The following is a 25,366-nucleotide window of genomic DNA, read 5'->3' as shown; positions in this document are numbered from 1 at the left end:
CTCGGGCTTTCTCTGCCCGGGCCCTCAGGGCACCGCCACCTGGCCGCTCGAGACCACCGACAGCTTCCAGCCAGCGACCTGGGTGCCCTCGACATTGAGGTGGCCGACCAGGAACTTCAGCCGCTCCGGATCGTCGCCCTTGGCCGTGCAGAAGCGGTCCTGCAGGTAGAAGGGCGGCTGCGCCTGGTAGTACAGCGTGGCCAGGACGGACGCCGGGCGGCTGCCGGCCGGCAGGTCGGCGAGCGGCACCTGATAGACCAGGCTGTCGCCGCCGCCGGCGACGTAGTCGGGGTCGTCGCCGACGCCGGTCGGGCCGGCTTCCCTGGCCAGGTCCTCGGTCGCGCCCAGGGCCTTGGCGATCTCGGTGCGCTCGGCCAGCGGCAGGGTGCCCTGCGGCAGGATGCGGTTGTCCTTCACCGTGTTGCAGATCGACAGGAAGCTGGTGGTCAGCATGCCCTGCGGCGGCGTGCCCGGGCCGCACATCGCGGCGGTGGCGTCGGGCGGCGGGGTCGACACCAGCTCCTGATAGATCTGGGCCTGGTTCTGGCCGGTGATGCGCTGGAAATGCGGCTGCATCAGCCGCGCCTCCGGCTGGATGCGGGACGTGCAGTCATCCGTCCACCAGTACTCGCCGTCGAGCGGGTTGCCGGACTGGTCGACCAGCGCGCCCGCCGCATTGGTGCGGCCGGAGGCCCACAGCGTGTTGCCCTGCTGGTCCAGCACCTGGAACTCCACGAAGGCGCGGCGGAAGCCGACGCCGGAGGGCAGCTTGTGGCCGGTCTCGCTGCGCACCGTCACGGTCGCTTGCAGCGTGCCGCCGGCGGCCGAGACGCCGCTGACGCTCACCGCCGCGGTCTGGTGGCTGGCCAGATCGAGCATCGCCTGCTCGGTCCGCACCAGCGGGTCGACGCCGCGGCTCAGCATCGGGTCGGAGGTGGGAATGCCGAGCACGTCGGGGAATTGCTGCGCGATCTTGATCAGGAAGACGTTGAGCCCGACCAGGGTGTGGGCGGCGAAGCCGTCGCGCACGGGCAGGTCGATATCCTCCGGCCCGAGGTTGTTCTCGGCCTCCGGGAAGTTGCTGTATTCCTGGATGCTGGCGATCTTGCTGCGCAGCGGCTTGCCGTCCGCCGACTTCGACGGCATGTGGCAGTCCTGGCAGGACTGCGCCAGGCTGCCGGCCCCGTGCGGCAGCGGGCCGTCGGGCGAGGTGCCGGTGCGGTAGGCGCTGAACGCCCATTCCGGATAGGTCGTCTGCTCGTAGATCCGGGTGATGATCGGCGGATCCTGCGGGTTCGCGGTCTGGAGGGGCGAGTTCGTCGGCTGGACCGCCGGCTGCAGCACCGGCAGGTGCACGGTGTGGCAGGTGCCGCAGACCTCGGAGCTGGTGATCGCCGTGCTGTGCTCCGGCTTGATGCCGAGCGCGTTCTGCATCGGCTTGACCTGCGGCTTCTCGAACGGGCCGATCAGCGTGTCGGGCGCGCCGACGAAGAAGCTGCCGGTGAAGGTGCGGGCGAAGCCGGTGTTGTGCGGGTTCAGGAAATCCTGCCGCTTGGTGATGCAGGCGTTCTCCGGCGCATCGGCGATGCCGACGGCGGCGGGGCCCAGCGCCATGCGGTGGCAGGCGGTGCAGGAGATGCCGTCGCGGGCGAGCGCGCCGTATTTCGCGTTCGGATCGGCGACCGGCCAGGGCACCGCGTTCACCATGTCGCGGGTGAAGTCGAGGCACTGGTCGGCAGCGGGGAAGGTGTCGATGTGGAACTGCCGCTGCCCCTGGATGCCGTGGCAGCCGAGGCAGGTGTCCTGGACGATCTGCGTCGCGTTCGGATGGAAGCTCTGGGTCTCGCTGGCCAGCTGGGCGAAGAAGAACGGGTCGCGCCCGGCCAGCCCCATCGGCGAGCTGCGCCAGGTGGCGTAGGGCGACAGGTTGATCAGGGTGTCGCCATGCGGGTTCGGCACCGTCATGTCGAATTGCAGCCCGGTGCTGCCGGCGTCGTGGCAGCCCAGGCATTGCGTCGAGGAGACGAACTGGTCCGCCGGGCGCGGGCCGCCGGCGCCGACCCAGGTGTTGTCGTAGCTCGCCGACGGCATCATCGGGACCGAATCCCAGCTCGGCATCTTCAGCAGATAGGCGCGCAGCGCCTGGTCGACCGCCTTGTCGGCCTGGTACAGCGGCTCGCCCAGCCGGGTCACATCGTCCGGCGGCAGCGTCACTTCGCGGTGATGGTCCGGCGGCGACGGCGGCGAGGACCAGGACTGGCTGAGATAGACGAGCGGCCGCCCGGGCTCGCCCTCGATGTTGCGCGGCGAGGCGAAGGTCAGGTTGTCCTTGGCCGAGGCGTGGCAGTTCATGCAGTACTGGGCGAAGCCCATGTTGCCGATGCCGTTGTTCGGGCTCGCCGGCCAGTCGGGCGACCAGCCGCCATTCGGCCCGAAGCCGTACCAGCCCCAGAACCAGCCATCATGCGACGCCTTGCCGTCGCGGATCATGACCGCGGCGCCGGAGGTCGGGTACAGCTTCAACGGGTCGACATCGGCGCAGGCGGCGGCCGGATACGGAAACATCTCCTTGACCATGATCGCGCCGTCCGGCACCGGCGGCGGCGGGTTGGTCCCGGCGGTCTCGCCGGAGCGGTGCTCGACCAGCCAATCGGCCATGTCGGGCGAGTACCAGATCACCACCGGGGTGTGAGTGCCGAAGCCCTTGCCCTGCCAGGCGCCGTCCACCAGGGCCGCGGTGAAGGGGCCGGCGTCGCGGACATGCTTGTCGCGGCGCCAGCCGGAGGCGGTGTCGCGGTGGCAGTAATTGCCGAAGAACTGGTTGAGCTTGGCCTCGTACTGGTCGAGCGGCAGGGCCGACGGGTCGCGCACGGCGGCGAGCAGGCTCCGGCACAGCGCCGGATCGGTCGGCAGCAGCGGCTGGGCCTGCTCGGCGGTGCAGCGGGCCGGATCGGCGAGCCCGGGAGTGGCGAACAGGGCGATGGCGGCGGCTGCGAGCAGGCCGACCCAACCCCGGCGCAGAGCCCCCGGCCGACCCCGATCGGCTGAATCCCGATGTTCCTGCATGACGCCCCCCGGCGCTCTCGCCAATCATTTGATACAAACGAAGCAACAGCCCGCCTTCTGAGCGGAATACCCGGTTCTTCAATAGAATGAGAGCGTATCACCTCAATTTATTGATGGCCAATTCGGCAATTTGCACAAAATTCTTCCGAATACAGCCGGTCGCATGGACAACCGCCCGCTCCACACCCATCTCATCCGCCGGTCGACCACATCGGGATCTCGCCTTGGACCGCGCCGCCGAACTGGACCGCCTGGAACGCCTCGCCACGCTGCTCGACGCACGCTGGCGCCTGCCGCTGCTGGGCTGGCGCTTCGGGCTCGATGCCGTGATCGGGCTGGTGCCGGGGCTGGGTGACGCCGCCGGCGGGCTGCTCTCCGCCTGGCTGATCCTGCGGGCCCGGCGCCTGGGCGCGCCGAACCGGGTGCTGGCGCTGATGGCCGGCAATGTCGTGCTCGACGTCGCCCTCGGCGTCGTGCCGGTGCTGGGCGATATCCTGGACATCGGGCTGAAGGCCAACCGCCGCAACGCCCGGCTGCTGCGGCGGCATTTCGAGCGCCAGGGGATTTGAATCCTCAGCCGGCGACGGGCTGGGCGGTCGGGAAGGTCCAGCGCCCGTCGAGGATCTCCGCCCGCGGGCGGAACAGGCGCACAGTGTAGTTCCAGCCCGCCGTGATCGGCAGGCAGTTCGCGACCGTGCCGTCGCAGCCGCCGAACTGGATGGTGACCGCGCCATCCAGGCCCTTCCTCGCCGTGAGGCTGTTCACCGAATAGACGTTCTCCGGGTTCGCCTGGAGATAGCCCGCACTGTTGTAGACGGTCAGCGACCAGAAGCCGTCGACCGGCACGTCCCCGACCGTCAGCCGATGGACGGTCCGGCCGTCGTTCCGGGCCGGCGTGGTCGGCAGGTACAGCGCGTCCTTCTCCGGATTGCCGCCCCACAGCATGGCGCTGCCGATCAGGTGCCGGACCGGATCGACCGCATCCGGGCCGGCGCCGAACATCCGCCGGGTGTCGGACACGGTGGTGCCGAGCTGCTGCAGCCCCGCCTGGATCGTCCTGAGGCTGGCCAGGTCCCAGTCCGGGATCTCGAAACTGCCAGGACGATCCTGGCCGAGCGTGACCTTGTCCTGCAGCGCATGGACCTGGGCGACGTCGTCCTTGCTCGCGAAGTCGACCAGGAAGCGGACCACGACGATGGCATAGCGCGTGCCGATCGCCTCCCGGGTCAGGGTGTGGCGGCCGGAATCGTAGTATGTGGCACGGGTGTACTGGTCCTCGTTGACGACCTGCATGCCCATGAAGCGCTCGCCGGCATCCGGCAGCGTGACCGTCGCCGGCCCGGCATCGAGATCGAGGATGGCGAAGGAATAGAGGGTGTCGCGGTTCGGCCGGACGATGCCCTGCTGCACCGGCGGGGCGAGCTCGCGGCCGTGCTTGAACGCCCCGAAGCCGCCGGCCTTCACCACTCCCGAAAAATTCACATCGGTCTGGGCCCGGCTGTAGGTCTCGACGGTGACGGGCAAGGCGGGCACCGACTGCGCCGATGCGGCGGAACTCATCAACAGGGACATGGCCGCGAGGATCCTTCTGCAGGTCTTGGTCATCGTGCTTTCCGGGGAGGCGGAACCCTTCCAAGCGCAACAGGTAGACCTGCCGGATCTGGAAATGAACCGGCGCCGATGACAATCAGCCTCTCGGATATGATAGGGTGCCGCATGGATCTGAACGCCGCCCGCATGTTCGTCGCCGTCGTCCAGGCGGGCAGCCTGTCGGCGGCGGCGGCCCGCCTGGCCATCCCGCTGCCGACGCTGAGCCGCCGCATTCGCGAGCTGGAGCGGCAGCTCAAGGTACAGCTGCTGGAACGCTCGACCCGCGGCACCCGGCTGACCGATGCCGGGGCCCGCCTCTACGAGCATGCCGGCGGCGGCATCGAGGCGCTGCTGGAGGCCGAGCAGGCCGTGGCCAGCGACCAGGCCCGGCTGAAGGGACGCCTGCGGCTGTCCCTGCCGCAGACCTTCCTGCCGTGGTGGGACCTGCTGGCCGCGTTCCAGCGCCGCTATCCCGACATCCAGGTCCATGTCACCTCGACCGAGCGGCGCATGGACCTGGTGGAGGACGGCATCGACGTCGCCCTGCGTGTCGGCGCGATCGTCCATGAGGCCATGGTGGCGCGGCACGTCCTGTCGTTCCGCAACGTCCTGGTCGCCGGCCCGGCGCTGGTGCAGCGGCTGGGCCTGCCGGCCGACCCCGACGCGCTGCAGCGCTTCCCCTGCGCGGTGTGGTCGACGCGGATCGACGCCCGCTGGGATCTGGGCGGCCAGGTGGTGGTGCCGAGGGCGGTGCTGACCGCCAACGACTACCATTTCCTGTGCAGCCGCGCGCTCGACGGCGACGTGGTGACCGAGCTGCCGCCCTTCTTGGCGGCCGGGCCGATCCGCGACGGGCGACTGGTGCCGCTGCTGCCGCAATACCCGCTGCCGGAATGGCCGCTGCACCTGGTCTATCCGCCGCACCGCCACCCGTCGACGATCATCCGGACCTATCTGGACTTCTGCCAGGGCTGGCTGCCGAACATCGCCCGGGCCTGCGAGGTCGGCGCCGCTGCGTGACTCCGACTTGCCGTGCGGCCGATCGGGGCGAATAGTCCAGTCACATCGGTTTGGAGCGCGATATGGCGGAGTGGCAGGTCCAGGAGGCGAAGGCGCGCTTCAGCGAGTTGGTCGAAAGGGCGCGGACGGAGGGACCGCAGACCATTACGCGCCACGGCCGTGAGCGCGCGGTGCTGTTGTCGATCGAGGATTACCGCGCCCTGCTCTCCCTCCAGCCGGATGTCCGGGCGCTTCTGCTCGGCGGCCCAAAGGTGGGCGGCTTCAGTATCGAGCGCGACAGCGACACCGGCCGGCGATCCCACATGGGATGAGCGCGTCGGTGGGTTCGCAGCCCGAGAACGCACGCCCGCGCCTCTCTGACCGTCATTATCGGGCTTGACCCACGGCTGTCCGGCTGAGGAAAAATCGCAACTGAAGCGTGTTTATCTTAGGTTCTATTCTATTTAATTGTCATCCTCGGGCCTGACCCGAGGATCCAGGGGCTTCCAAAGCAGCTCTCAGTGGCCCCTGGATTGCCGGGTCAAGCCCGGCAATGACAATAAAGTTTAGTTCCTCACCTGGATCTGCAACCCGAAAGCTTAACCGGACAGCCGTGGGCATGACAGGAAAGGACAAAGTCGGGTTCGCCTGTCGAACACGTCACGGGATGAGCCAGCTCGCCTGCAGCTCCCTGCCCGTCCAGTCGAACAAAGCCCGGCGGTCGGCGCCGGGGACCAGGCGGACCCAGTCGATGCGGTCGACCGTCAGCACGATCACGGCGAAGTTCTCGCGGCCCGCCTCGGAGCCGTCGGTCGAGGGCGGCGGCAGGGCGGGATCGGCGATCAGGGTGCCGGGCGGGCCCGGCATGCGGTAGGCGGCACGGATCGGCCCCGGCGTCGCCGCCCAGGCGGCGTCGAGCGCCGGCCCCGGCGGCAGCAGCTGCGCCCGGCCCTCGACCCGGAGTTGCACCTCGTCCGCCGCCTCGTACAGCAGCAGCGCCACGGCGGGATCGGCCTCGATCTCCGCCACCTTCACCGAGCGGCGGTCGGTGTGGATCTCGAGCCGGCGCGCCGCCGGGTCGGCCGAGCGCAGCACCACCGTGCGCAGCGCCGGCCCGCCCCGGGCGTTGACGCTGGCCAGCGCGACCCGGCCGGTGGTGCGGCGGCGCTCGCCAGTGGCGCGGCCGAGCCGGGCCCAGGCATCGGCCAGCACCGCGTCCAGGTCGTCCTGTCCCTCCATCGTCATTGCGAGGAGGCRAAGCCGACGAAGCAATCCAGGGGCCGCGCGAGCTGCCCTGGATCGCTTCGCTGCGCTCGCAATGACGGTGAGGGGAGCATCATCGGAGAGGCGCTGCCGGCCGTCAGCGGTAGGTCACCGTCAGCTCGCCGACGCCGTCGACATGGCCTTCCAGTCGGTCGCCCGGCTTGACCGGGCCGACGCCGTCCGGCGTGCCGGTCATGATCAGGTCGCCGGGGCGCAGCGCCACCAGGCGGGACAGGTGGGCGATGATCTCCGGCACCGGCCAGATCTGGTCGGCCAGGTCGCCGACCTGCCGGTCCTCGCCGTTGATCTTCAGCCAGATCGCGCCCTGGGACGGGTGGCCGATCTCGGCGGCCGGACGCAGCGCCGACAGCGGCGCCGACTGGTCGAAGGACTTGGCCATGGTCCAGGGCCGGGCCAGCTTCTTGGCCTCGGCCTGGAGGTCGCGGCGGGTCATGTCGAGGCCGACGCCATAGCCCCAGACATGGCCGAGCGCGCGCTCCGCCGCGATGTCGGTGCCGCCGGCGCCGATCGCCACCACCAGCTCGATCTCGTGATGCAGGTCCCTGGTCGCCGCCGGATAGGCGATGGTGCTGCCGGTCGGCACCACTGCATCGGCCCATTTGGCGAAGAAGAACGGCGGCTCGCGGTCCGGGTCGTGGCCCATCTCGCGAGCATGGGCGGCGTAGTTGCGGCCGACGCAGAAGATGCGGCCGACGGGGAAGGTGGCGTCGCTGCCCAGCACCGGGACAAGGGTCTGCGGCGGCTGTGGGATCACGGTCGACATCGGGAAGTCCTTCACGGGAGGCGATGGTCCGCGGGCGAAGCTGCGCGGACCCGCCCGGCCTGTCAAACCCGGAATCGATGCCCGGCGTCAGCCGCCGCTAGGATGCGCGGCAGGATCCGATGCATCCTGCCGTCGGACCGAAGATCGAGGAACCGGATGACGACCATCGCCGCGGCCGCCGCCCAGGCGGCCCAGCTGCTGACCGCCCGGCGGCAGACCATCGCCGTGGCTGAATCCTCCGCCGGCGGGCTGGTGTCCGCGGCCCTGCTGGCGGTGCCGGGGGCCAGCGCCTACTTCCTGGGCGGGGCCGTGGTCTACACCGCGGCGGCCCGGCGGGCGCTACTGGCGATCGGCGAGGCCGAGATGGCCGGCCTGCGCCCGTCGACCGAGCCCTATGCGGCGCTGCTGGCGCGCACCGTGCGCGACCGCTTCCAGGCGGATTGGGGCATCGCCGAGACCGGCGCGGCCGGCCCCACCGGCAACCGCTACGGCGACTTGGCCGGGCATAGCTGCATCGCGATCTGCGGCCCGCGGAATACGACGGCGACCGTGGCAACCGGCAGCGCCGACCGCGCCGCGAACATGGAGGCCTTCGCGCTGGCCCTGCTCCGGCTGCTGCTGGACGGGCTGACCGCCGATCAGGACGGCATCGGCCGGCCGTGACCTCGATCCTCGCCTTCATCCTGGCCGCCTTCGCCGAGATCGCCGGCTGCTTCGCCTTCTGGGCCTGGCTGCGGCTGGGCGGCAGCCCGTGGTGGGCGCTGCCGGGCACCGGCAGCCTGATCGCCTTCGCCCTGCTGCTGACCCGGATCGACGCCGAGTTCGCCGGCCGGGCCTATGCCGCCTATGGCGGCATCTACATCGCCGCCTCGCTGACCTGGCTGTGGGTGGTGGAGGGCAGCCGGCCCGACCGCTTCGACCTGATCGGCGCGGTGCTGTGCCTGGGCGGCGCCGCGGTGATCCTGCTCGGGCGGCGCCTGGCCGCGTGACCGTCCCGCCTCCGCCACGATGCCGCCCGCTTTCCGCGCGGAGATGCTGCGGACCGCGGCAGGACGGATGTCCTTGCCATCTTGCTCAGTCTCATATCCAAGAGTCCGATGACCATCAGATCCCTGCTGCTCGCCGCGGCCGCCCTTCTCGCCCTCTCCTCCCCCGCCCTGGCGCTGGATTGCGGCAAGGCATCGACCAGGATCGAGCACGCGATCTGCGGCGACAAGACACTGAAGGCGGCCGACGCGGCCATGGGCCAGGCCTATGCTCAGATCCTGAAAGCGGCCGCGGACGATGCCGAGATCCGCGACATGCTGGTGGCCAGCCAGCGGCGCTGGCTGGCCGCGCGGGACCAGCGGCTCGCCGGCCCGGAAGAGGACGAGGACGAAGCAGCCTGGCATGCCCGGCTGCTGAAGGCGATGCGTGACCGCTCCGACGCGCTCGGCCTGCGCTCCCGGACCGACCCCAAGCAGTTCGACCTGATCGCAGCAGCTGAGGCGCAGCGCCGCTTCGCCGCCCGGTTCACCGGCGGGCCCTTCGCCGGCTTCAGCACCGCATGCGACTTCCTGCCGGCCGACGGCCGGTCGGCGTCGGCGGATGTCTATGGCTGCTTCGCCACCCGCTTCTATCAGAACAAGGACCGGGTCTGCGGCGTCGCCGAGGATTGGGCGTCCGGCTCGGTGTCCGAGACCCATTCCGTCGCCGAGGTCGTCGGCGGCAAGCTGAAGACCGTCGCCGCCTGCTCCATCGGCGGCACAGGCGCCCTGCCGCTCTGCCCGGATCAGGACCAGGAGGCCGAAGCGGGCTGGGACCTGCAGCCGAATGCGGATGCCGTCGCCGCGGTCGGATCCCTGCCCCGGATCGACGCCGAGGGCGGAGGGCTGGACGACGACGCGCTCTGGCTGCGCGCCTGCTTGACCGATCCGAGCTATCCGAAGGCGGATTCCGCCAGCGACGGCACCACGAAAAAGCCATGACGCCCGCGATGGTATGATGGGGATCGGGGGATCCATGCCATCGCTCTACGACATCAAGCCGAGATTCCAGGCGCTGCTGCGCCCGACCGCCGCGCGGCTGGCGCAGAAGGGTGTCACTGCCAACACCGTGACCCTGGCGGCTGCCGGGCTGTCGGTGCTGCTGGGCCTCGTCGTCGCCGCCACCGGCTGGCCCTGGCTGCTGCTGCTGTACCCGCCCTTCCTGCTGCTGCGGATGGCGCTGAACGCCATCGACGGCATGCTGGCGCGCGAGTTCTTCAAGCCGACGCCGCTGGGCGCCCTGCTGAACGAAATCGGCGACATGGTGTCGGATGCGGCGCTGTACCTGCCGCTGGCGCTGCTGCTGCCGGCGCCGCCCTGGCTGGTGGTGCTGACCGTGCTGCTGGCGGTGATCGGCGAGGCTGCCGGGATCGCGGCGCGCAGCATCGGCGCCGGCCGGCGCTATGACGGGCCGTTCGGCAAGTCCGACCGGGCGCTGGGCTTCTCGGTGCTGGCCGTCGCCGCCTACTTCCAGATCCTGGCCCCGGCGCTGTGGATGCCGCTGGTGCTGGGGGCGCTGCTGCTGCTGTCGATCCTGACCATTCTGAACCGCGTCCGCGCGGCGTTGGCGGAGATCGGGGCATGATCGCCGGGCAAGCCCAGATATCTCACACCCCCTGTGCCCTGCGCCGGTTCAAAATGCCGGCGGGGCAGGAGAGCGGCGCAGCGCGATGCTTTTGCATCGGGCAAGCCGTTCGACGCACCCTGTCGGCATTTTCAACCGGCCCGAAGGGTCGTCTTGCGGCGGCCGCCTGCGGGGGCGGGCCGCTCAACCGTATGTCCCGATACGCTTTTCGCGTCCCGCCCCCACATCCGACTCACCGCAAGACGACGCAGGGCGCAGGGGGTGTGAGATATCCGGGCTAAATGTCGATCCCACCGTCGCCTGGACGCTGGCCGCGCTGATCGTCGTGCTGCTGGTCGCCGAGGCCACCGTGCTGTTCCTGCGCCGCAGCAAGCCGGACAAGGACTGGACCGAGCTCAGGCTACGCATCCATTCCTGGTGGGTGATCGTGATCGCCGGCGGCATCGCCCTGGTGCTGAACCCGATTGCCGTCCTGGTGGTGCTGGCGGTGGTGAGCTACCTGGCGCTGAAGGAGTACCTGTCGGTGGTGCCGACCCGGAGGGCCGACCGGGCGGTGCTGCTGATCGCCTATCTGGCAATCCCGACGCAATGGTGGTGGATCGCGCAGGAGCAGTACGGCTTCTTCATCATCTGGGTGCCGGTCTATCTGTTCATGGTGGTGCCGGCGATGATGGTGCTGCGCGGCGAGGTCACCGGCTTCCTGCGCGCGCTGGGCACGCTGCATTGGGGCCTGATGCTGTGCGTCTTCGCCATCGGCCATGTCGCCTATCTGTTCGTGCTGCCGGAGGAAGGCCAGGCCGGGCCGGGCGGCGCCGGGCTGCTCCTGCTGCTGCTGATCCTGACCCAGGGCAACGACGTGGCGCAGTATGTCTGGGGCCGGATCTTCGGCCGGCACAAGATCGCGCCCTCGGTCAGCCCGAACAAGACGGTGGAGGGCTTCATCGGCGGCCTGGTCACCACCACCGTGGTCGCCGGGCTGATCGGGCCGCTGCTGGCGCCGCTGTCGCTGCACATGGCGCTGGCGGCCGGCGCGCTGATGGCGGTCAGCGGCTTCTTCGGCGACCTGACCGTCTCCGCGGTCAAGCGCGACATCGGCATCAAGGACACCGGCACGCTGATCCCCGGCCATGGCGGCGTCTTGGACCGGATCGACAGCCTGATCTTCGCGGCGCCGCTGTTCTTCCATTTCATGCGCTATTTCTACTATTGAGGCCCGGACCATGTGGCGACTGCTGTTCCACTGGCTGGTGACCAAGCCCCTGATGCTGCTGTTCGTGGGCTTGCATGTGCGCAACCCGGAGCGGCTGCCGATGGCCGGGCCGGCGATCATCGTCGCCAACCACAACAGCCATGCCGACACGGTGGCCCTGACCTCGCTGTTTCCGAGCCGGATCCTGCACAAGGTGCGGCCGGTGGCGGCGGCCGACTATTTCATGAGCAGCAAGGCGATGGCCTGGTTCTCGACCCGCTGCATGGGCATCCTGCCCTTCGACCGGCATGCGCGGGAGCGCGGCGAGGACCCGCTGACCGGCTGTATCGAGGCGCTGGACCGGGGCTGCATCCTGATCCTGTTCCCCGAAGGGTCGCGCGGCGAGCCGGAGCGCCTGCAGCGCTTCAAGAAGGGCATCTGCCACCTGGCCAAGCGGCGGCCGGACGTGCCGATCGTACCGGTCTATCTGCATGGGCTGGGCAAGGTGCTGCCGCGCGGCGCCTTCCTGCCGGTGCCGTTCTTCTGCGACGCCTTCGTCGGCCCGCCCCTGGCCGACCGGCCGGAGGACACCGACGCCTTCGTCGAGGGGCTGGAAGCGGCGATGGCGAAGCTCGTGGAGGGCACGAGGTTTTCCGAATGGGACTGACGTGGCTGGCCTTCCTCTGGGGCGTGGCCGAGGCCTGCCTGTTCTTCGTGGTGCCGGACGTGCCGGTGTCGCTGATCGCGCTGGCCTGCGGCTGGCGGGCGGGGCTGCGGGCCGCGGTCGCCGCCGCGGCCGGGGCGATGGTCGGCGGCACCGCGCTGGCGCTGTTCGCCAGCCACGCACCGGAGACCGCGATCGCGCTGATCGATGAGGTGCCGGCGATCCCGACCGCCATGATCGCCCGGATGCAGGCCATGATGGCCGGCACCGAATCCGCCGCCGGCCTGGCCGGGGCGATGATTCTGGCGAGCCTGAGCGGCATCCCCTACAAGATCGCCGCCGCCAGCGCGCCGGCACTGGGCGTCCCGGTGTGGGAGCTGGCGCTGCTGACGCCGCTGGTGCGGCTGCCGCGGTTTGTCGCACTCGCCGCGGCCGGGGCGATCCTGCACGGCTTGACACCCGCCATGCCCGGCTGGTTGCAGCCGCTGCGGGTGCGGCTGTTGCTCGCGGCGCTGGGCTGGTCTGCGTTCTATGTGGCCTACTGGTCCAAGGTCGGGGGCTGACGCCAGGCCTCTGCCGCCCTATGTCTGGGACAACACGTCTGACATATGGAGACGACAGCCGCGGGCTTCGGCTCAGCCGGACCGCCTGGAGAGAGCCATGGACCTGTCGCGCACCGAAGGCCGCGCCAAGAGCGCCGCCGCGGAAACCTCGTCCGACCTGCAGTCGCTGCTGACCGTCGGCGGCATCTCGCTGGCCGGGCTGGGCGCCAGCCTGCTGGCCCTGTTCGGCCCGTCGGGCAGCGACCTCTCGGTCGCGCTCACCATCGTCACCGTAGCCGGCGGCCTGGCCGTGGTCGCGGCCGGCTTCGCCGTCGCGGCGTTCGCGGCTCGCCGGTAAGTCACAGCCAGTTCAGCCAACGCGTTGCCCCTCGCGCTTGCGGGACCTTTTCAGAATAGCTCCCACCCTTCCGGCATAGACTTTTTATCCTCCCCCTCCCCTCGCGGGAGGGGGTAGGGGGAGGGGGTCTCTCGGCTCGACCCGGCCTGGATCGTCGGAGGACCGGCCCGGGTGGCGATCTCTGTTCACTGCCCATGCGCGCCGCCGCGCGCAGACCCCTAGCACCCTCCCGCAAGGGGAGGGGGAGGATTAAAGGCATAGGTCGAGTCGGGTGGCTGGAGTCTGAAAAGGTCTCGCTTGCGGGAGAGGCAACGCGACATGGTCGACCGCGGCTCAGCCCGCCCGGCGCGCCGGGGTATCAGGCAGAATCCCGCGCTGGAACATCACACCGAGGCGCAGGCTTTCGGCGATCTTTTCCGCCCGGTCGATGAAGCGCGCGGCGGCCCGCGGCGGGCAGACCTCGCGCGCCGTGGCGCGGAACAGGTCCAGCCAATGCGCGAAATGCTCCGGCCGCAGCGCCGAGACGCCGGCATGGGCCTGCATCGGCCGGCCCTGGTACCGGGCGCTGCGCAGCATCACCGACGACCAGAAATCGCACATCTTGGCGAGGTGCCGGTCCCAGTTGTCGCCGATCACCCCGGCGAAGATCGGCCCCAGCACCGCGTCGCCGCGCACGCGGCCGTAGAAGGCGTGGACCAGGGTCCTGATCATCGCCTCGTCGATCGGCTCGATGGGATCGGCATCCGTCATATCCATGCGGATATATGGCCAGATCCGAGTCGGCACGCCAAGGCCGATCGCTGCAGGTCTGGCTTCAAGAGGGTGCAGGGCGCTCGACGAGTGGAGCGGTCGCCGGCGGCGGCGCCCTTGGGCACGGCCTGCTCGATCCGGGCCAGACAGGCCGACTACGGGCGAGCAGATTTCGTGCGATAATCCGGGCAGTGGCGAACAAGCCGTGCGGAAAGCCGAACGATGAGCAGCCCCGACCTGTCCGATCTCGACGCCTTCGTCGCCGTGGCCCGGGCCCGCAGCTTCCGCGGCGCGGCGGCCTTGCGCGGCGTCTCGGCCTCCTCGCTGAGCGACGCCTTGCGGCGGCTGGAGGCGCGGCTGGGCGTGCGGCTGCTGAACCGCACCACCCGCAGCGTCACCCCGACCGAAGCCGGGGAGCGGCTGCTGGAGCGGCTGGGCCCGGCGCTGGGCGAGATCGCCGGCGCGCTCGATGCCGTGACCAGCGCCCGCGACAGCCCGACCGGGACGCTGCGGCTGAACGTGCCGACCATCGTCGGCCGCCATATCCTGCCGCCGATCGCGGCCCGGTTCCTCGTGGCGCATCCCGGCATCCGGCTGGAGGTGACGGCGGAGGACAGTTTCGTCGACGTGCTGGCCGAGGGCTTCGACGCCGGCATCCGCTACGAGGAGCGGGTCGAGCGCGACATGATCGCGGTGCCGGTCGGCCCGCGGGTCCAGCGCTTCGTCGTCGCCGCCGCGCCGTCCTACCTCGCGGCGCGCGGCCGGCCGCTTCATCCGAAGGACCTGCTGGACCATTCCTGCATCCGCCACCGCTTCGCCAGCGGCCGCCTGGCCGGCCTGGAGTTCGAGCGCGACGGCCAGATCATCCGGATCAGCCCCGACGGCCCGCTGATCGCCAACGCGCTGGAGATGGAGGTGGCGGCCGCGGTCGCCGGGCTGGGGGTGATCAGCTCCTTCGAGGAGGTGCTGCGGCCGCATCTCGACAGCGGCGCGCTGGTGCCGGTGATGGAGGATTGGTGGCAGAGCTTCTCCGGCCCCTTCCTCTATTATCAGAGCCGGACCCATATGCCGGCGCCGCTGAGGGCGTTCGTCGATCTCATCAAGGCGGACCGGGGGTGAGGCGGGTCAACCCCCAAGGGCCGTCATTGCGAGGAGGCGAAGCCGACGAAGCAATCCAGGGGCCGGTATGAGCGGCCCCTGGATTGCTTCGCTGCGCTCGCAATGACGTGAAACGACGCTCACACCAAGCCGCGGCGGATCTCGGCATGGGCGGCCGGATAGCCCGGCGACAGCACGGCGAGCCGGGCGGAGACCAGGTCGTGCATCCGCGGCAGGGCGTGGAACGGCACGCCGGGCGCCAGATGGTGCTCGGTGTGGTAGCTGGCGTTCCAGAACAGCCCGCGCAGCACCAGCCCGGCCAGGGTGGTGCGGGTGTTGGCCCAGCGGTCGTTGCCGAGGACGCAGCCGGAATGCTCGGCCAGCAGCACCCAGCGCAGCAGCGGCTGGGCCAGAACCACCGGCCCGATCCAGAGCAGCAGGGCCAGGGTGCTGCCGGTGGCGAAGCTGATGGCCAGGATCGCGGCGTAGAGCAGCACGTAGAGCCGGGCCTCGGCCGTCACCCGGGGCCGGTCGGCCGCCTGGATCCAAGGCGACCGGTCGCGGCCGGCCGCGGTGCGCAGCAGGGCGAGGATCTGGCTTCTCCAATACGGCAGGCCGGTCAGGATCAGGAGATAGCGGCCGCGGGTCAGCGGCCTGGCCCCGATCAGCTCCGGGTCGCGCGCCGGGTCCTGGGTATGGCGGTGATGCGCCATGTGGAACAGCCGGAAACCTTCCGGCGGCAGCACCAGCAGGAAGCCGGCGACCCAGCCGACCAGCCGGTTCAGCCACAGCGAGCGGAACGGCGTGCGGTGGGTGGTCTCGTGCAGCGGCGCGAACAGAGAGATCTCGGCGGCGCCGAGCAGCGCCATGGCCGGCCAAACCCAGAGGCTGCCGCGTGCCGCCAGCACCAGGGCAACGCCGAGCGCGATCAGCCCGGCATGCCGGGCCAGCGCCCACAGCCCGTCGATGTCGGACCGCCGGGACAGCGCCTTCAGCGCCTCCGGCGACAATGCCCTGGTCTCCGCCATGCCTCATCCTGGTCCCGGGCGGCGGTGGGGATCAAGGCTGTCGGTCCTTCTATAACTGTCATCCTCGGGCTTGACCCGAGGATCCAGGGGCTTTCAAAGCCGTTCTCGGTGGCCCCTGGATTGCCGGGTCAAGCCCGGCAATGACAAAAAAGGAAGCCATGAGCTAGCTTTGCCCGAACTCCGGATGCCGGAAGCAGCCGACCATGTGATCGTTCACCAGCCCGGCCGACTGCATCAGCGAGTAGCAGACGGTCGAGCCGACGAAGACGAAGCCGCGGCGCTTCATGTCGCGGCTCATCCGGTCGGAGATGTCGCTGGTGGCCGGCATCTCGGCATGGGCGGTCCAGCGGTTGACCAGCGGCTCGCCGCCGACGAAGGACCAGAGATAGCGGCCAAACCCGCCCTCGGCTTCGATCACGGCGAGAACAGCCCGGGCATTGGTCCGCACCGCGTTCAGCTTGGCCCGGTTGCGGATCAGCCCGGCATCGGCCAGCAGCACCTCGATCTCCGCGTCGGTCATCGCCGCCACCCGGGCGATGTCGAAGCCGTGGAAGGCGCGGCGGTAGTTCTCCCGCCGCTCCAGCACCAGCCGCCAGGACAGGCCGGCCTGGGTGCCCTGCAGGCTGAGATTCTCGAACAGGGAGCGGTCGTCGCGCTCCGGCGTGCCCCAGTCGCGGTCGTGATAGGCCAGCATCGCCGGGCCGCCCGCGGCCCAGCCACAGCGCGGCAGATCCGGATCGGTCATTCGCCCCAGTGAATCGGGAAGGCGTCGGGATAGGTGAACAAGGCGGGCGTGCCGCCGGTGTGCAGGAACACCACGACGTCGTCGGGCCGGAAGCGGCCGGCGCGGATGCCGGCGATCAGCCCAGCCATCGCCTTGCCGGTGTAGACCGGGTCCAGCACGATCGCGTCACGGCTGGCGGCCAGTTGCAGCGCCTCGACCATGCCCTCCGTCGGCAGGCCGTAGCCGTCGCCGACCACGCCGTCCTCCAGCACCAGATCGGCGGCCGAGAGCGGCGCCGGGACGCCGAGCAGCGCAGCGCCGGCCTGGACCAGCCCGGCGACCTTCGGCCGCTGCTCCGCCGAGGACCGGCTGATGCAGTAGCCGACCGCCGGGGCGGTGCTGCCGCCGWGGGCGAGGCCGAGCGCGAGGCCGGCCTGGGTGCCGCCGCTGCCGCTGGCCAGGGCCACATGGGTGAAAGCGACGCCCTGGTCGCGGCCCTGGCGCAGCAACTCCTGCGCCGCATCGACATAGCCGACCAGCCCGAGCGCGTTCGACCCACCGACCGGGACGACATAGGGTGTGCCGCCCTCGGCCCGGCACTCCTCGGCGACACGCGCCATCTCCACATCCGGGTCGGCGGTGCCGGGGTGCAGCTCGATCCGCGCGCCGAACAGCTCGTCCAGCAGCAGGTTGCCGCTCGCGTGATAGGACGGGTCGCGCCCCGCCACCGCATCGGTCAGCACCAGCACGCAGTCGAGGCCCAGCCGGGCGGCGGCGGCCGCGGTCTGCCGAGCGTGGTTCGATTGCGGGCCGCCGGCGGTGATGATGGTGTCGGCGCCCTGGGCCAGTGCGTCGCCGAGCAGGAACTCCAGCTTGCGCACCTTGTTGCCGCCCAGCGCCAGGCCGGTGCAGTCGTCGCGCTTGATCCAGAGCTGCGGGCCACCGAGCGCTTCCGTGAGCCGCGGCAGCGGCTCCAAGGGCGTCGGCGCGTGCTGCAGGCGGAGGCGCGGCAACTGGTCGAGCGATGGCATCGGCTTCGTCCCTGAGGCGCGGCCCCGGGCGGCCGCCCAGGCTGCATATCACGCCGGGGCGGCGGGTGCGAACCGGCTCACGCGGCGTGGGCTTCTTCCGGATGGCCGAGCTGGCGTTGCAGCAGGGAGCGGTAGATGCCGGGGCGGGCGGCGAGGGCGGCCGGGGTGCCCGTGTCGATCACGTGCCCCGCCTCCATCACCACGATCCGGTCGAAACGCTGCAGCGTCGACAGGCGGTGGGCGATGGCGATCACCGTGCGGCCCTGCATCAAGTCGTCCAGCGCCTCCTGCACCGCGCGCTCGGATTCGCTGTCCAGCGCCGAGGTCGCCTCGTCCAGCAGCAGCACCGGCGCGTTCTTGAGGAAGGCGCGGGCGATGGCGATGCGCTGGCGCTGGCCGCCCGAGAGCTTCACGCCGCGGTCGCCGACCACGGTGTCGAAGCCTTCCGGCAGCACCTCGATGAACTCCCGGCAATGGGCGGCCTCGGCCGCGGCCATCACCTCGGCATCGGTCGCGTCCGGCCGGCCGTAGCGGATGTTCTCGCGCACGCTGCGGTGGAACAGCGAGATGTCCTGCGGCACCACGCCGATGATCTGGCGCAGGCTCTCCTGCGTCAGGTCGCGGATGTCGCGCCCCGCCACCTCGATCCGGCCGAGCTCGACGTCGTAGAAGCGCTGCACCAGGGTCAGCACGGTCGACTTGCCGGCGCCGGACAGGCCGACCAGCCCGACCCGCTCACCCGGCTCGATGCGCAGGTCGAAGCCGTCCAGGATCGGCGCCCGCTTGGGATAGCTGAAACGCACGCCCTCGAAGGCGATCGGCACGCCGCCGCCATGCTTCGGCGCCGGCAGCACCTCGGCATGCGGCGCGTCGGGCAGGTCGTGCGGCACCAGCAGGCTCGCGATCGCTTCCGACAGCCGGGCGATGTGCTGGGTCAGGTCGACCAGCGCCACCGCGAGGTCGCGGGTGCCGTGCAGGATGGCGAAGCCCAGCGAGCAGACCAGCACGATGTCGCCGGGCGTGGCCCGCCCCGCCTGCCACAGCAGCAGCGCCCAGCCGAGCAGACCGGCGGTCAGCACGCCGGTGATCGCCGCGTGGATCAGCCGCAGCCGCTCCATGTAGCGCAGGCTGCGCTGGCGGGCGGCGAGCTCGACCCCGATGCGGTCGGCCAGCCGCTCCTGCTCCCGGAAGGTGGCGCCGAACAGCCGCACCAGGCCCATATTGCCGATCACGTCGACCAGCTCGCCGTCGACCTTCGCGGCCTCGGTGGCATAGCTGCGGTGGATCGGCCCGCCGCGCTTGGCCAGGCGGTAGATAAAGATCGAGAGCGCCACCGCGGCCGCGACCAGGGCCGCCGCCATGACGAGATCGACCGAGGCCAGGACGCAGATCGCGCCGACCAGGGAGAGTGCCGGCGGCAGCACGTTCCAGGAGAACATGCTCTCGGTCGTGAAGATGGCATTCGCCGTGGCGGAGACGCGGCCGGCGACCATGCCCGGCAGGCGGTCGGCGAAGTAGCTGGGCGCGTGGCCGGTGAGATGCCGGAACAGGTCGCGGCGGACGGCGCCGGTGACCGCGACGAAGGCCCGGCTGGCGACCCAGCCGCCGACCCGCCACAGCATGTTGTCGGCCAGGATCAGCCCGACCAGCAGGCCATAGGCCAGCCAGATCGCCCCGGAGGTGCCGAGGGCCAGCACGTCGATCAGATGCTTGATCGCATATTGCGACCCGATCGCGCAGGCGACCGCGGCCACGACCGAGGCGATCACCACCGCATGCGACGCGGCCTCCTGCCGCACATAGTGCAGGATGAAGCCGATCGGCCGGTTCCGGAATCCCTCGAGAGTGCGAGTCTGCGTGGACGCCATGTCCATCAGCTCCCCTGCTTTGTCTTCATCCACCATGGACGGCACGGTTCGGCCGCCTTGCGAGTCTTGGCACGCCATGCCGACAGATGACGGCGCATCGCTGCACTGCACCTGATCTGCGCGCACCCCACAGACATTATCGGGGCGGAGTCGGAACCTTTTGCCGCCCCGATTGTCTGTGGTCATCGAGTGCCCGTTGCCGCGGGAGCACCTGAAAGAGAGCAGCGCCGCATTGCTGCACCGCAGCGCCGGTGATGTCAGACAAAACCCCCATCTGCGGAGGGAGTTCCATCCACATGCGAATCGCGCAGGTCGCCCCGCTGTTCGAAGCGGTCCCCCCCAAGCTCTATGGCGGCACCGAACGCGTCGTGTCCTTCCTGACGGAAGAGCTCGTCGGCCTCGGTCACGACGTCACATTGTTCGCCAGCGGCGATTCCGTGACCTCCGCCACGCTCGAGGCCTGCTGGCCGCGGGCGATGCGGCTCGACGCCTCGGTGCGTGACTGGATCGCGCCCCATATGCACATGTTCGAGCAGGTGTACCGGCGGTCGGACGAATTCGACATCATCCACTGCCATCTCGACTATTTCCCGTTCTCGCTGTTCAGCCGCGGCGACGTTCCGTTCGTGACCACGCTGCACGGCCGGCTCGACCTGCCCGAGCTGCACCCGATGTTCGAGACCTTCTCGCATGTGCCGGTGGTGTCGATCTCCGACGCCCAGCGCCGGCCGATGCCGAAGGCCGGCTGGATCGCCACCGTGCATCACGGCCTGCCGGCGCAGCTGCTGACGCCGGTGCCGGCCGAGCGCGGCTACCTCGCCTTCCTCGGCCGCATCGCGCCGGAGAAACGGGTCGACCGGGCGATCGAGATCGCGGCGAAGAGCGGCCTGAAGCTGAAGATCGCGGCCAAGGTCGACAAGGCCGACCAGGAATATTACGACGCCGAGATCAAGCCGCTGCTGGCCCGATCGCCGCATGTCGACTTCATCGGCGAGATCGACGATTCCCAGAAAGCGGCCTTCCTGAGCGGTGCCATCGGCCTGCTGGTGCCGATCGACTGGCCGGAGCCGTTCGGCCTGGTGATGATCGAGGCGATGGCCTGCGGCACGCCGGTGGTGGCCTACAACCGCGGCTCCGTCCCCGAGGTGATCGACGAGGGCGTCACCGGCTTCATCGTCGAGGACGAGATCGGCGCGGTGGCCGCGGTGCAGCGCCTGCCCGAGCTGTCGAACACCCGCATCCGCGAGGTCTTCGACCAGCGCTTCACCGCCCGCCGCATGGCCCAGGACTACCTCGCAATCTATGAGGGCCTGCAGGCGGTCGAGGCGCCGAAGACACCGGCCGTGCTTCGCGCGGTGGCGAACTGAGCCTCGTTCGTGATTGCGAGGAGGCGAAGCCGACGAAGCAATCCATGCCGCCGCTCTTACGGCCCTGGATTGCTTCCCCCGGCTCAAGGCCGGGGTCGCTATGACGGTGTAAGGGGACTTCCCTACCCCGGCGCCCGTGTCGAGGCCCGGACCACCAGCTCCGTCGGCAGCAAATGGCGGTCGGGCGGGATCGTGCCGCCGTCGGCCACGGCGTCGAGCAGCAGCCGCGCCGCGGTGGCGCCCTTGTCGAACAGCGGCTGGCGGATCGTGGTCAGGGCCGGGCGCACCAGCGCCGCGCGCGGGATGTCATCGAAGCCGGCGACCGACACATCCTCCGGCACCCGCAGGCCCAGCGACCGCGCCGCCTCGATCGCGCCGATCGCCAGCCGGTCGGACATCGCCAGAATCGCGGTCGGCCGGTCGGGCCGGCGCAGCAGTGAAAGCGCGGCATCGCGGCCATGCGCCTCGCTCGAGGCCGGCCGCTCCTCCACCGGCACTGACCCCAGGTCGATGCCGGCGGCGGCGATCGCCTCGAGATAACCCTCCAGCCGGTCGACGCTGGTGCGGAAGGTCATCTTGGTTCGCCGCGCCGCGTCGAGCGGCCCGACATAGCCGTCGACCGCCGATTCCAGCGTGATGATGCCGAGCCGGCGGTGGCCGAGCCCGACCACATGCTGCGCCACCCGGCGGGCGGCGCCGCGGTCGTCGATGCCGACGAAGGGCACTCCATCCGGCACCTGGTTGTCGATCGCCACCACCGGTAGCCCGCGGCGCAGCAGCGGCGTCCAGGCCTCCGCCCCGTTCAGGAAGCCGTAGACCAGGAAGCCGTCGACCGCGGCGCGGTGGATGGCGCTGCGGCTGGCCGGGCTTTTCACCGCCGGCAGGATCAGCAGGCCCGAGCGCGCCTTCTCGCAGGCGCTGGCGATGCCGCGCAGCATGCCGACCGCCGCCGGGTCGTCGAAGGCGAAGGGCAGGGTCTCGTGAAACAGGAGGCCGATCGCCTCGGCCCGGCCGGTGCGCAGCATCCGCGCCGCCGGGTTCGGCCCGTGCACCCCCAGCGCCCGGGCCGCCGCCATGATCTTGTCGCGCAGCTCGGCCGACAACTGGTCCGGCCGGTTGAAGGCGTTCGACACGGTGGTGCGCGACACGCCGACGGCCGCCGCGATGTCCAGCAGCGTGCCCCGCCGCTTCTCCGATCCGTCGTTCATGTGGGCACCCTAAAGTCTCCCTCTTGATCGATCAAGAAAGTCTCTGATAGTGTCGGAACTGAATGCATTCAGATGATCGCGGCGGATGGCGAATCGCGGCTTGGATGCAGGGGATATCGGGAGGGGTTGAATGCGCGAATGGTGGCGCGGCGCGGTGATGTACCAGATCTATCCGCGCAGCTTCCTGGACACCAATGGCGACGGCATCGGCGACCTGGCCGGCATCACCGCCAAGCTCGACCACATCGCCGATCTCGGCGTCGACGGGATCTGGATCTCACCCTTCTTCACCTCGCCGATGAAGGATTTCGGCTACGACGTCTCGGATTACTGCGACGTCGACCCGATGTTCGGCACGCTCGAGGATTTCGACCGGCTGGTCGAGAAGGCGCATGCGCTGGGGCTGAAGGTGATCATCGACCAGGTGATCAGCCACACCTCCGACCAGCACCCCTGGTTCGGCGAGAGCCGGGCCAGCCGCGACAACCCCAAGGCCGACTGGTTCGTCTGGGCCAACGCCAAGCCGGACGGCAACCCGCCGAACAACTGGCTGTCGATCTTCGGCGGCTCGGCCTGGCAGTGGGACACCCGCCGGCGCCAGTACTACATGCACAATTTCCTGACCACGCAGCCCGACCTGAACCTGCACAATCCGGAGGTGCAGGAGGCGGTGCTGGCGGCGCTGGAATTCTGGCTGCAGCGCGGTGCCGACGGCTTCCGCCTGGACACCGCGAATTTCTACATGCACGACCGGCTGCTGCGCGACAATCCGGGCAAGCCGGCCGACCGGGCGCCGACCGGGGACGACCGGGCGGACAACCCCTACTACATGCAGCTGCATCTCTACGACAAGTCGCAGCCCGAGAACCTGATGTTCCTGCGCCGGCTGCGGGCGCTGATGGACCGCTATCCGGACCGGATGGCGGTGGCCGAGATCGGCGACGACGACCCGATCGGCCGGACCGCGGAATACGTCCAGGCCGACCTGCTGCACACCGCCTATAATTTCAGCCTGCTGAACGACACCTTCAACGCGGCGCATATCGCCACGGCGCTGATCGCCTTCGAGCAGGCGACCACCGATGGCTGGCCGTCCTGGGCCTTCTCCAACCACGACGTCAAGCGCGTGCTGACCCGCTGGGGCGGCACCGAGGCCGACCCGCGGCTGGCGCGCCTGCTGATCGCCCTCCTGACCTCGCTGCGCGGCACCGCCTTCCTGTACCAGGGCGAGGAGCTGGGCCTGCCCGAGGCCGAGGTGCCCTACGAGAAGCTGCAGGACCCCTACGGCATCAATTTCTGGCCGGATTTCAAGGGCCGCGACGGCTGCCGCACCCCGATGCCGTGGGAGGCCGAGGCGCCACAGGCCGGCTTCTCCGCCGCCGAGCCCTGGCTGCCGATCCCCGAGGCGCATCGCCGCCTGGCCGTGGGCGCCCAGGCGCACGATCCCGACTCCACCCTGGCCTTCACCCGGCAGTTCCTGCGCTGGCGCCGCAGCCGCCCGGCCTTCGCCGCGGGCTCGTTGAAATTCCTCGACACCGCCGACGGCGTGCTGGCCTTCGAGCGGCGGCTGGAGGACGAGCGCATCCTCTGCGTCTTCAACCTGACCGGCGAGACCCGGATCTGGACCGCGCCGCCGGCCGAGATCGCGCCGACCGACGCGCCCGGTCTGGGCGCCCGGCTGGATGGCGGCCGGGTGGCGCTGCCGCCCTACGCCGCCTTCTTCGGGGCGATGGCGGCCGAGGCGGTGCAGGCGGAACGAAGCGCGGCCTGACGACGTTCGGTCCAAGACTAAAATCATTTCGACTCGCCAGAGCCGGCCTGGCGAGTCACCCTTGCCCCAAGACTAAAGCACGCGGGGGCGCGCCGGTCTCCCCCGCGGCCAAAACCACAAGGAGGAGACCATGTCGAGGAGCGCAATCCTTCCCCTCACATTCGCTCTGGTCCTGGCCGGCACCGCCGCGCAGGCGGCCGGGGTCACGGTCGCGATCGCCTGCGGCTCCGTCGGCGCCGAGCAGGCGCAGTGCCAGGAGGGCGCCAAGGAATGGGAGGCGAAGACCGGCAACACGGTCAAGGTCGTCGCCGCGCCGCAATCGACCTCGGACCAGCTGGCCCTGTACCAGCAGATCCTGAGCGCCGGGTCGAGCGACATCGACGTGTTCCAGATCGACGTGGTCTGGCCCGGCATCCTGGGCAGCCATTTCATCGACCTGAAGCCCTATGTCGACCAGGCCACGATCGACCAGCATTTCCCCAACATCATCAAGGGCCTGTCGCGCGGCGACCAGCTGCTGGCCCTGCCCTGGTTCACCGATGCCGGGCTGCTGTACTACCGCCAGGACCTGCTGGACAAATACAAGCTCAAGGTGCCGGAGACTTGGGATCAGCTGACCGAGACCGCCAAGACCATCCAGGACGGCGAGCGCAAGGACGGCAACGACCGCTTCTTCGGCTTCGTGTTCCAGGGCCGGTCCTATGAGGGCCTGACCTGCAACGCGCTGGAATGGATCGCCAGCTTCGGCGGCGGCACCATCGTCGGGCCGGACGGCAAGATCACCGTCAACACCCCGCAGGCCGCCAAGGCGCTGGACCTCGCCGCCTCCTGGGTCGGCACCATCGCGCCGGACGGCGTCCTGAACTACATGGAGGAGGATGCCCGCGGCGTGTTCCAGTCCGGCAACGCCGCCTTCATGCGCAACTGGCCCTATGCCCACGGCCTGGTCGATGCCGGCGACAGCCCGGTCAAGGGCAAGGTCGGCGTCGCTGCCCTGCCGAAGGGCGACGGCGAGGGCGCCCGCAGCGCCGCCACCCTCGGCGGCTGGAACCTGGCGGTGTCGAAATATTCGGCCCATCCGAAGGAGGCGGCCGACCTCGCCGCCTTCCTGACCGGCAAGGACGAGCAGAAGCGGCGGGCGATCGCCGGCGCCTTCCAGACCACCATCCCGGCGCTGTACGAAGACCCGGACGTGCTGAAGGCCCAGCCCTTCTTCGCCACGTTGAAGACCGCCTTCGACGGCGCTCTGGCCCGCCCCTCGGCGATCACCGGCGAGCGCTACAACGAGGTCTCGACCCTGTTCTGGAACGCGGTTCACAACACCCTGTCGAAGCAGGGCGACGGCGCCACCAACCTGGCGCAGCTGCAGAAGGACCTGAACCGGCTGAGCCGCGGCGGCCGCTGGTAACGGACGGGCCGGCCTCCGCCGAGCCCGCTCCAATTGCCTCGCCCGCTT

25 protein-coding genes are annotated in these 25,366 nt (G+C 70.2%); 15 read left to right on the top strand and 10 right to left on the bottom strand.

Annotated elements, in window-relative coordinates; all coding sequences use genetic code 11:
- Positions 1 to 24 precede the first annotated feature (24 nt).
- Complete coding sequence (locus AB4Z01_RS10800; RefSeq protein ID WP_441693297.1) at positions 25 to 3,066, bottom strand: hypothetical protein; 3,042 nt, start codon at positions 3,064 to 3,066, stop codon at positions 25 to 27.
- A 224-nt stretch (positions 3,067 to 3,290) separates the two neighbouring features.
- Between AB4Z01_RS10800 and AB4Z01_RS10795 the strand changes: the two genes are divergently transcribed.
- Positions 3,291 to 3,635, top strand: coding sequence for a DUF4112 domain-containing protein (locus tag AB4Z01_RS10795; protein ID WP_441693296.1), 345 nt, complete (start codon positions 3,291 to 3,293; stop codon positions 3,633 to 3,635).
- Between the two features lie 4 nt (positions 3,636 to 3,639).
- On the opposite strand, the gene AB4Z01_RS10790 is transcribed toward AB4Z01_RS10795, so the two are convergent.
- Positions 3,640 to 4,638 (bottom strand): DUF1254 domain-containing protein, encoded by a 999-nt coding sequence (locus AB4Z01_RS10790; protein WP_441693294.1) that lies wholly within the window; start codon positions 4,636 to 4,638, stop codon positions 3,640 to 3,642.
- Positions 4,639 to 4,782: 144 nt separating this feature from the next.
- On the opposite strand from AB4Z01_RS10790, the gene AB4Z01_RS10785 reads away from it, so the two are divergent.
- On the top strand, positions 4,783 to 5,676 hold the full coding sequence (locus AB4Z01_RS10785) for a LysR substrate-binding domain-containing protein (protein ID WP_441693292.1): 894 nt from the start codon (positions 4,783 to 4,785) through the stop codon (positions 5,674 to 5,676).
- A 62-nt stretch (positions 5,677 to 5,738) separates the two neighbouring features.
- A complete protein-coding gene (locus AB4Z01_RS10780; protein ID WP_441693290.1) occupies positions 5,739 to 5,987 on the top strand; it encodes a type II toxin-antitoxin system Phd/YefM family antitoxin in 249 nt (82 codons plus the stop codon).
- A gap of 328 nt (positions 5,988 to 6,315) precedes the next feature.
- Here AB4Z01_RS10780 and AB4Z01_RS10775 read toward each other — a convergent pair whose 3' ends face one another.
- Both AB4Z01_RS10775 and AB4Z01_RS10770 read right to left on the bottom strand, forming a co-directional pair.
- Positions 6,316 to 6,900: a pyridoxamine 5'-phosphate oxidase family protein gene (locus AB4Z01_RS10775; protein ID WP_441693288.1), complete on the bottom strand. Its 585-nt coding sequence runs from the start codon at positions 6,898 to 6,900 to the stop codon at positions 6,316 to 6,318.
- Positions 6,901 to 7,015: 115 nt separating this feature from the next.
- The gene (locus AB4Z01_RS10770; RefSeq protein ID WP_441693286.1) at positions 7,016 to 7,702 is read right to left on the bottom strand and encodes a fumarylacetoacetate hydrolase family protein; all 687 of its coding nucleotides are present in this window, start codon (positions 7,700 to 7,702) and stop codon (positions 7,016 to 7,018) included.
- Positions 7,703 to 7,858: 156 nt separating this feature from the next.
- Between AB4Z01_RS10770 and AB4Z01_RS10765 the strand changes: the two genes are divergently transcribed.
- The 8 genes from AB4Z01_RS10765 (at position 7,859) to AB4Z01_RS10730 (ending at position 13,065) form a co-directional block, all read left to right on the top strand.
- Positions 7,859 to 8,365 (top strand): CinA family protein, encoded by a 507-nt coding sequence (locus tag AB4Z01_RS10765; RefSeq protein ID WP_441693284.1) that lies wholly within the window; start codon positions 7,859 to 7,861, stop codon positions 8,363 to 8,365.
- On the top strand, positions 8,362 to 8,691 hold the full coding sequence (locus AB4Z01_RS10760; RefSeq protein WP_441693282.1) for a YnfA family protein: 330 nt from the start codon (positions 8,362 to 8,364) through the stop codon (positions 8,689 to 8,691). Before AB4Z01_RS10765 ends, AB4Z01_RS10760 begins: the two co-directional genes overlap by 4 nt.
- Positions 8,692 to 8,799: 108 nt before the next feature.
- Positions 8,800 to 9,669 (top strand): lysozyme inhibitor LprI family protein, encoded by an 870-nt coding sequence (locus tag AB4Z01_RS10755; protein WP_441693281.1) that lies wholly within the window; start codon positions 8,800 to 8,802, stop codon positions 9,667 to 9,669.
- Positions 9,670 to 9,703: 34 nt separating this feature from the next.
- Positions 9,704 to 10,312 carry a CDP-alcohol phosphatidyltransferase family protein gene (locus tag AB4Z01_RS10750; protein ID WP_441693279.1) on the top strand — a complete coding sequence of 203 codons (609 nt, stop codon included), beginning with the start codon at positions 9,704 to 9,706 and terminating at the stop codon, positions 10,310 to 10,312.
- 325 nt (positions 10,313 to 10,637) lie between these two features.
- On the top strand, positions 10,638 to 11,522 hold the full coding sequence (locus AB4Z01_RS10745) for a phosphatidate cytidylyltransferase (RefSeq protein WP_441693277.1): 885 nt from the start codon (positions 10,638 to 10,640) through the stop codon (positions 11,520 to 11,522).
- A 10-nt stretch (positions 11,523 to 11,532) separates the two neighbouring features.
- Positions 11,533 to 12,168 carry a lysophospholipid acyltransferase family protein gene (locus AB4Z01_RS10740; RefSeq protein ID WP_441693276.1) on the top strand — a complete coding sequence of 212 codons (636 nt, stop codon included), beginning with the start codon at positions 11,533 to 11,535 and terminating at the stop codon, positions 12,166 to 12,168.
- Positions 12,159 to 12,728, top strand: coding sequence for a hypothetical protein (locus tag AB4Z01_RS10735; RefSeq protein WP_441693274.1), 570 nt, complete (start codon positions 12,159 to 12,161; stop codon positions 12,726 to 12,728). Before AB4Z01_RS10740 ends, AB4Z01_RS10735 begins: the two co-directional genes overlap by 10 nt.
- Positions 12,729 to 12,825: 97 nt before the next feature.
- Complete coding sequence (locus AB4Z01_RS10730) at positions 12,826 to 13,065, top strand: hypothetical protein (protein WP_441693272.1); 240 nt, start codon at positions 12,826 to 12,828, stop codon at positions 13,063 to 13,065.
- Positions 13,066 to 13,398: 333 nt separating this feature from the next.
- Here AB4Z01_RS10730 and AB4Z01_RS10725 read toward each other — a convergent pair whose 3' ends face one another.
- Complete coding sequence (locus tag AB4Z01_RS10725; protein ID WP_441693270.1) at positions 13,399 to 13,821, bottom strand: group III truncated hemoglobin; 423 nt, start codon at positions 13,819 to 13,821, stop codon at positions 13,399 to 13,401.
- Between the two features lie 216 nt (positions 13,822 to 14,037).
- On the opposite strand from AB4Z01_RS10725, the gene AB4Z01_RS10720 reads away from it, so the two are divergent.
- Complete coding sequence (locus AB4Z01_RS10720; protein WP_441693268.1) at positions 14,038 to 14,934, top strand: LysR family transcriptional regulator; 897 nt, start codon at positions 14,038 to 14,040, stop codon at positions 14,932 to 14,934.
- 119 nt (positions 14,935 to 15,053) lie between these two features.
- On the opposite strand, the gene AB4Z01_RS10715 is transcribed toward AB4Z01_RS10720, so the two are convergent.
- From AB4Z01_RS10715 to AB4Z01_RS10700, 4 genes are all read right to left on the bottom strand, one after another.
- The gene (locus tag AB4Z01_RS10715; protein WP_441693266.1) at positions 15,054 to 15,941 is read right to left on the bottom strand and encodes a fatty acid desaturase; all 888 of its coding nucleotides are present in this window, start codon (positions 15,939 to 15,941) and stop codon (positions 15,054 to 15,056) included.
- Between the two features lie 163 nt (positions 15,942 to 16,104).
- Entirely contained in the window at positions 16,105 to 16,686 is a 582-nt protein-coding gene (locus tag AB4Z01_RS10710) for a DNA-3-methyladenine glycosylase I (protein WP_441693264.1), read from the bottom strand.
- On the bottom strand, positions 16,683 to 17,696 hold the full coding sequence (locus tag AB4Z01_RS10705) for a D-cysteine desulfhydrase (RefSeq protein WP_441693262.1): 1,014 nt from the start codon (positions 17,694 to 17,696) through the stop codon (positions 16,683 to 16,685). The genes AB4Z01_RS10710 and AB4Z01_RS10705 overlap by 4 nt, the downstream gene beginning before the upstream one ends.
- 77 nt (positions 17,697 to 17,773) lie before the next feature.
- A complete protein-coding gene (locus tag AB4Z01_RS10700; protein WP_441693260.1) occupies positions 17,774 to 19,564 on the bottom strand; it encodes an ABC transporter ATP-binding protein in 1,791 nt (596 codons plus the stop codon).
- 296 nt (positions 19,565 to 19,860) lie between these two features.
- Here AB4Z01_RS10700 and AB4Z01_RS10695 point away from each other — a divergent pair, with 296 nt between their 5' ends.
- Positions 19,861 to 20,931, top strand: coding sequence for a glycosyltransferase family 4 protein (locus AB4Z01_RS10695; protein WP_441693258.1), 1,071 nt, complete (start codon positions 19,861 to 19,863; stop codon positions 20,929 to 20,931).
- 122 nt (positions 20,932 to 21,053) lie between these two features.
- Here the strand turns inward: AB4Z01_RS10695 and AB4Z01_RS10690 are convergent, their stop codons facing one another.
- Complete coding sequence (locus tag AB4Z01_RS10690; protein ID WP_441693256.1) at positions 21,054 to 22,139, bottom strand: LacI family DNA-binding transcriptional regulator; 1,086 nt, start codon at positions 22,137 to 22,139, stop codon at positions 21,054 to 21,056.
- Positions 22,140 to 22,269: 130 nt separating this feature from the next.
- On the opposite strand from AB4Z01_RS10690, the gene AB4Z01_RS10685 reads away from it, so the two are divergent.
- Both AB4Z01_RS10685 and AB4Z01_RS10680 read left to right on the top strand, forming a co-directional pair.
- Positions 22,270 to 23,910, top strand: a complete 1,641-nt coding sequence (locus tag AB4Z01_RS10685; protein WP_441693254.1) for an alpha-glucosidase family protein — start codon at positions 22,270 to 22,272, stop codon at positions 23,908 to 23,910.
- Positions 23,911 to 24,040: 130 nt separating this feature from the next.
- A complete protein-coding gene (locus AB4Z01_RS10680; protein WP_441693253.1) occupies positions 24,041 to 25,318 on the top strand; it encodes an ABC transporter substrate-binding protein in 1,278 nt (425 codons plus the stop codon).
- Positions 25,319 to 25,366: the final 48 nt, after the last annotated feature.

Source organism: Inquilinus sp. YAF38 (assembly GCF_052113205.1).
Classification (GTDB): domain Bacteria; phylum Pseudomonadota; class Alphaproteobacteria; order DSM-16000; family Inquilinaceae; genus Inquilinus.
Note: the sequence above shows the minus strand (reverse complement) of the source record. Positions and strands in the feature narration are given on the sequence as shown.

Coding starts and splice junctions, on each gene's coding strand:
- AB4Z01_RS10800 (WP_441693297.1), bottom strand. CDS start 3,066: ATGCAGGAACATCGGGATTCAGCCGATCGGGGTCGGCCGGGGGCTCTG.
- AB4Z01_RS10790 (WP_441693294.1), bottom strand. CDS start 4,638: ATGTCCCTGTTGATGAGTTCCGCCGCATCGGCGCAGTCGGTGCCCGCC.
- AB4Z01_RS10785 (WP_441693292.1), top strand. CDS start 4,783: ATGGATCTGAACGCCGCCCGCATGTTCGTCGCCGTCGTCCAGGCGGGC.
- AB4Z01_RS10780 (WP_441693290.1), top strand. CDS start 5,739: ATGGCGGAGTGGCAGGTCCAGGAGGCGAAGGCGCGCTTCAGCGAGTTG.
- AB4Z01_RS10775 (WP_441693288.1), bottom strand. CDS start 6,900: ATGACGATGGAGGGACAGGACGACCTGGACGCGGTGCTGGCCGATGCC.
- AB4Z01_RS10770 (WP_441693286.1), bottom strand. CDS start 7,702: ATGTCGACCGTGATCCCACAGCCGCCGCAGACCCTTGTCCCGGTGCTG.
- AB4Z01_RS10765 (WP_441693284.1), top strand. CDS start 7,859: ATGACGACCATCGCCGCGGCCGCCGCCCAGGCGGCCCAGCTGCTGACC.
- AB4Z01_RS10755 (WP_441693281.1), top strand. CDS start 8,800: ATGACCATCAGATCCCTGCTGCTCGCCGCGGCCGCCCTTCTCGCCCTC.
- AB4Z01_RS10750 (WP_441693279.1), top strand. CDS start 9,704: ATGCCATCGCTCTACGACATCAAGCCGAGATTCCAGGCGCTGCTGCGC.
- AB4Z01_RS10740 (WP_441693276.1), top strand. CDS start 11,533: ATGTGGCGACTGCTGTTCCACTGGCTGGTGACCAAGCCCCTGATGCTG.
- AB4Z01_RS10735 (WP_441693274.1), top strand. CDS start 12,159: ATGGGACTGACGTGGCTGGCCTTCCTCTGGGGCGTGGCCGAGGCCTGC.
- AB4Z01_RS10730 (WP_441693272.1), top strand. CDS start 12,826: ATGGACCTGTCGCGCACCGAAGGCCGCGCCAAGAGCGCCGCCGCGGAA.
- AB4Z01_RS10725 (WP_441693270.1), bottom strand. CDS start 13,821: ATGGATATGACGGATGCCGATCCCATCGAGCCGATCGACGAGGCGATG.
- AB4Z01_RS10720 (WP_441693268.1), top strand. CDS start 14,038: ATGAGCAGCCCCGACCTGTCCGATCTCGACGCCTTCGTCGCCGTGGCC.
- AB4Z01_RS10715 (WP_441693266.1), bottom strand. CDS start 15,941: ATGGCGGAGACCAGGGCATTGTCGCCGGAGGCGCTGAAGGCGCTGTCC.
- AB4Z01_RS10710 (WP_441693264.1), bottom strand. CDS start 16,686: ATGACCGATCCGGATCTGCCGCGCTGTGGCTGGGCCGCGGGCGGCCCG.
- AB4Z01_RS10700 (WP_441693260.1), bottom strand. CDS start 19,564: ATGGCGTCCACGCAGACTCGCACTCTCGAGGGATTCCGGAACCGGCCG.
- AB4Z01_RS10695 (WP_441693258.1), top strand. CDS start 19,861: ATGCGAATCGCGCAGGTCGCCCCGCTGTTCGAAGCGGTCCCCCCCAAG.
- AB4Z01_RS10690 (WP_441693256.1), bottom strand. CDS start 22,139: ATGAACGACGGATCGGAGAAGCGGCGGGGCACGCTGCTGGACATCGCG.
- AB4Z01_RS10685 (WP_441693254.1), top strand. CDS start 22,270: ATGCGCGAATGGTGGCGCGGCGCGGTGATGTACCAGATCTATCCGCGC.
- AB4Z01_RS10680 (WP_441693253.1), top strand. CDS start 24,041: ATGTCGAGGAGCGCAATCCTTCCCCTCACATTCGCTCTGGTCCTGGCC.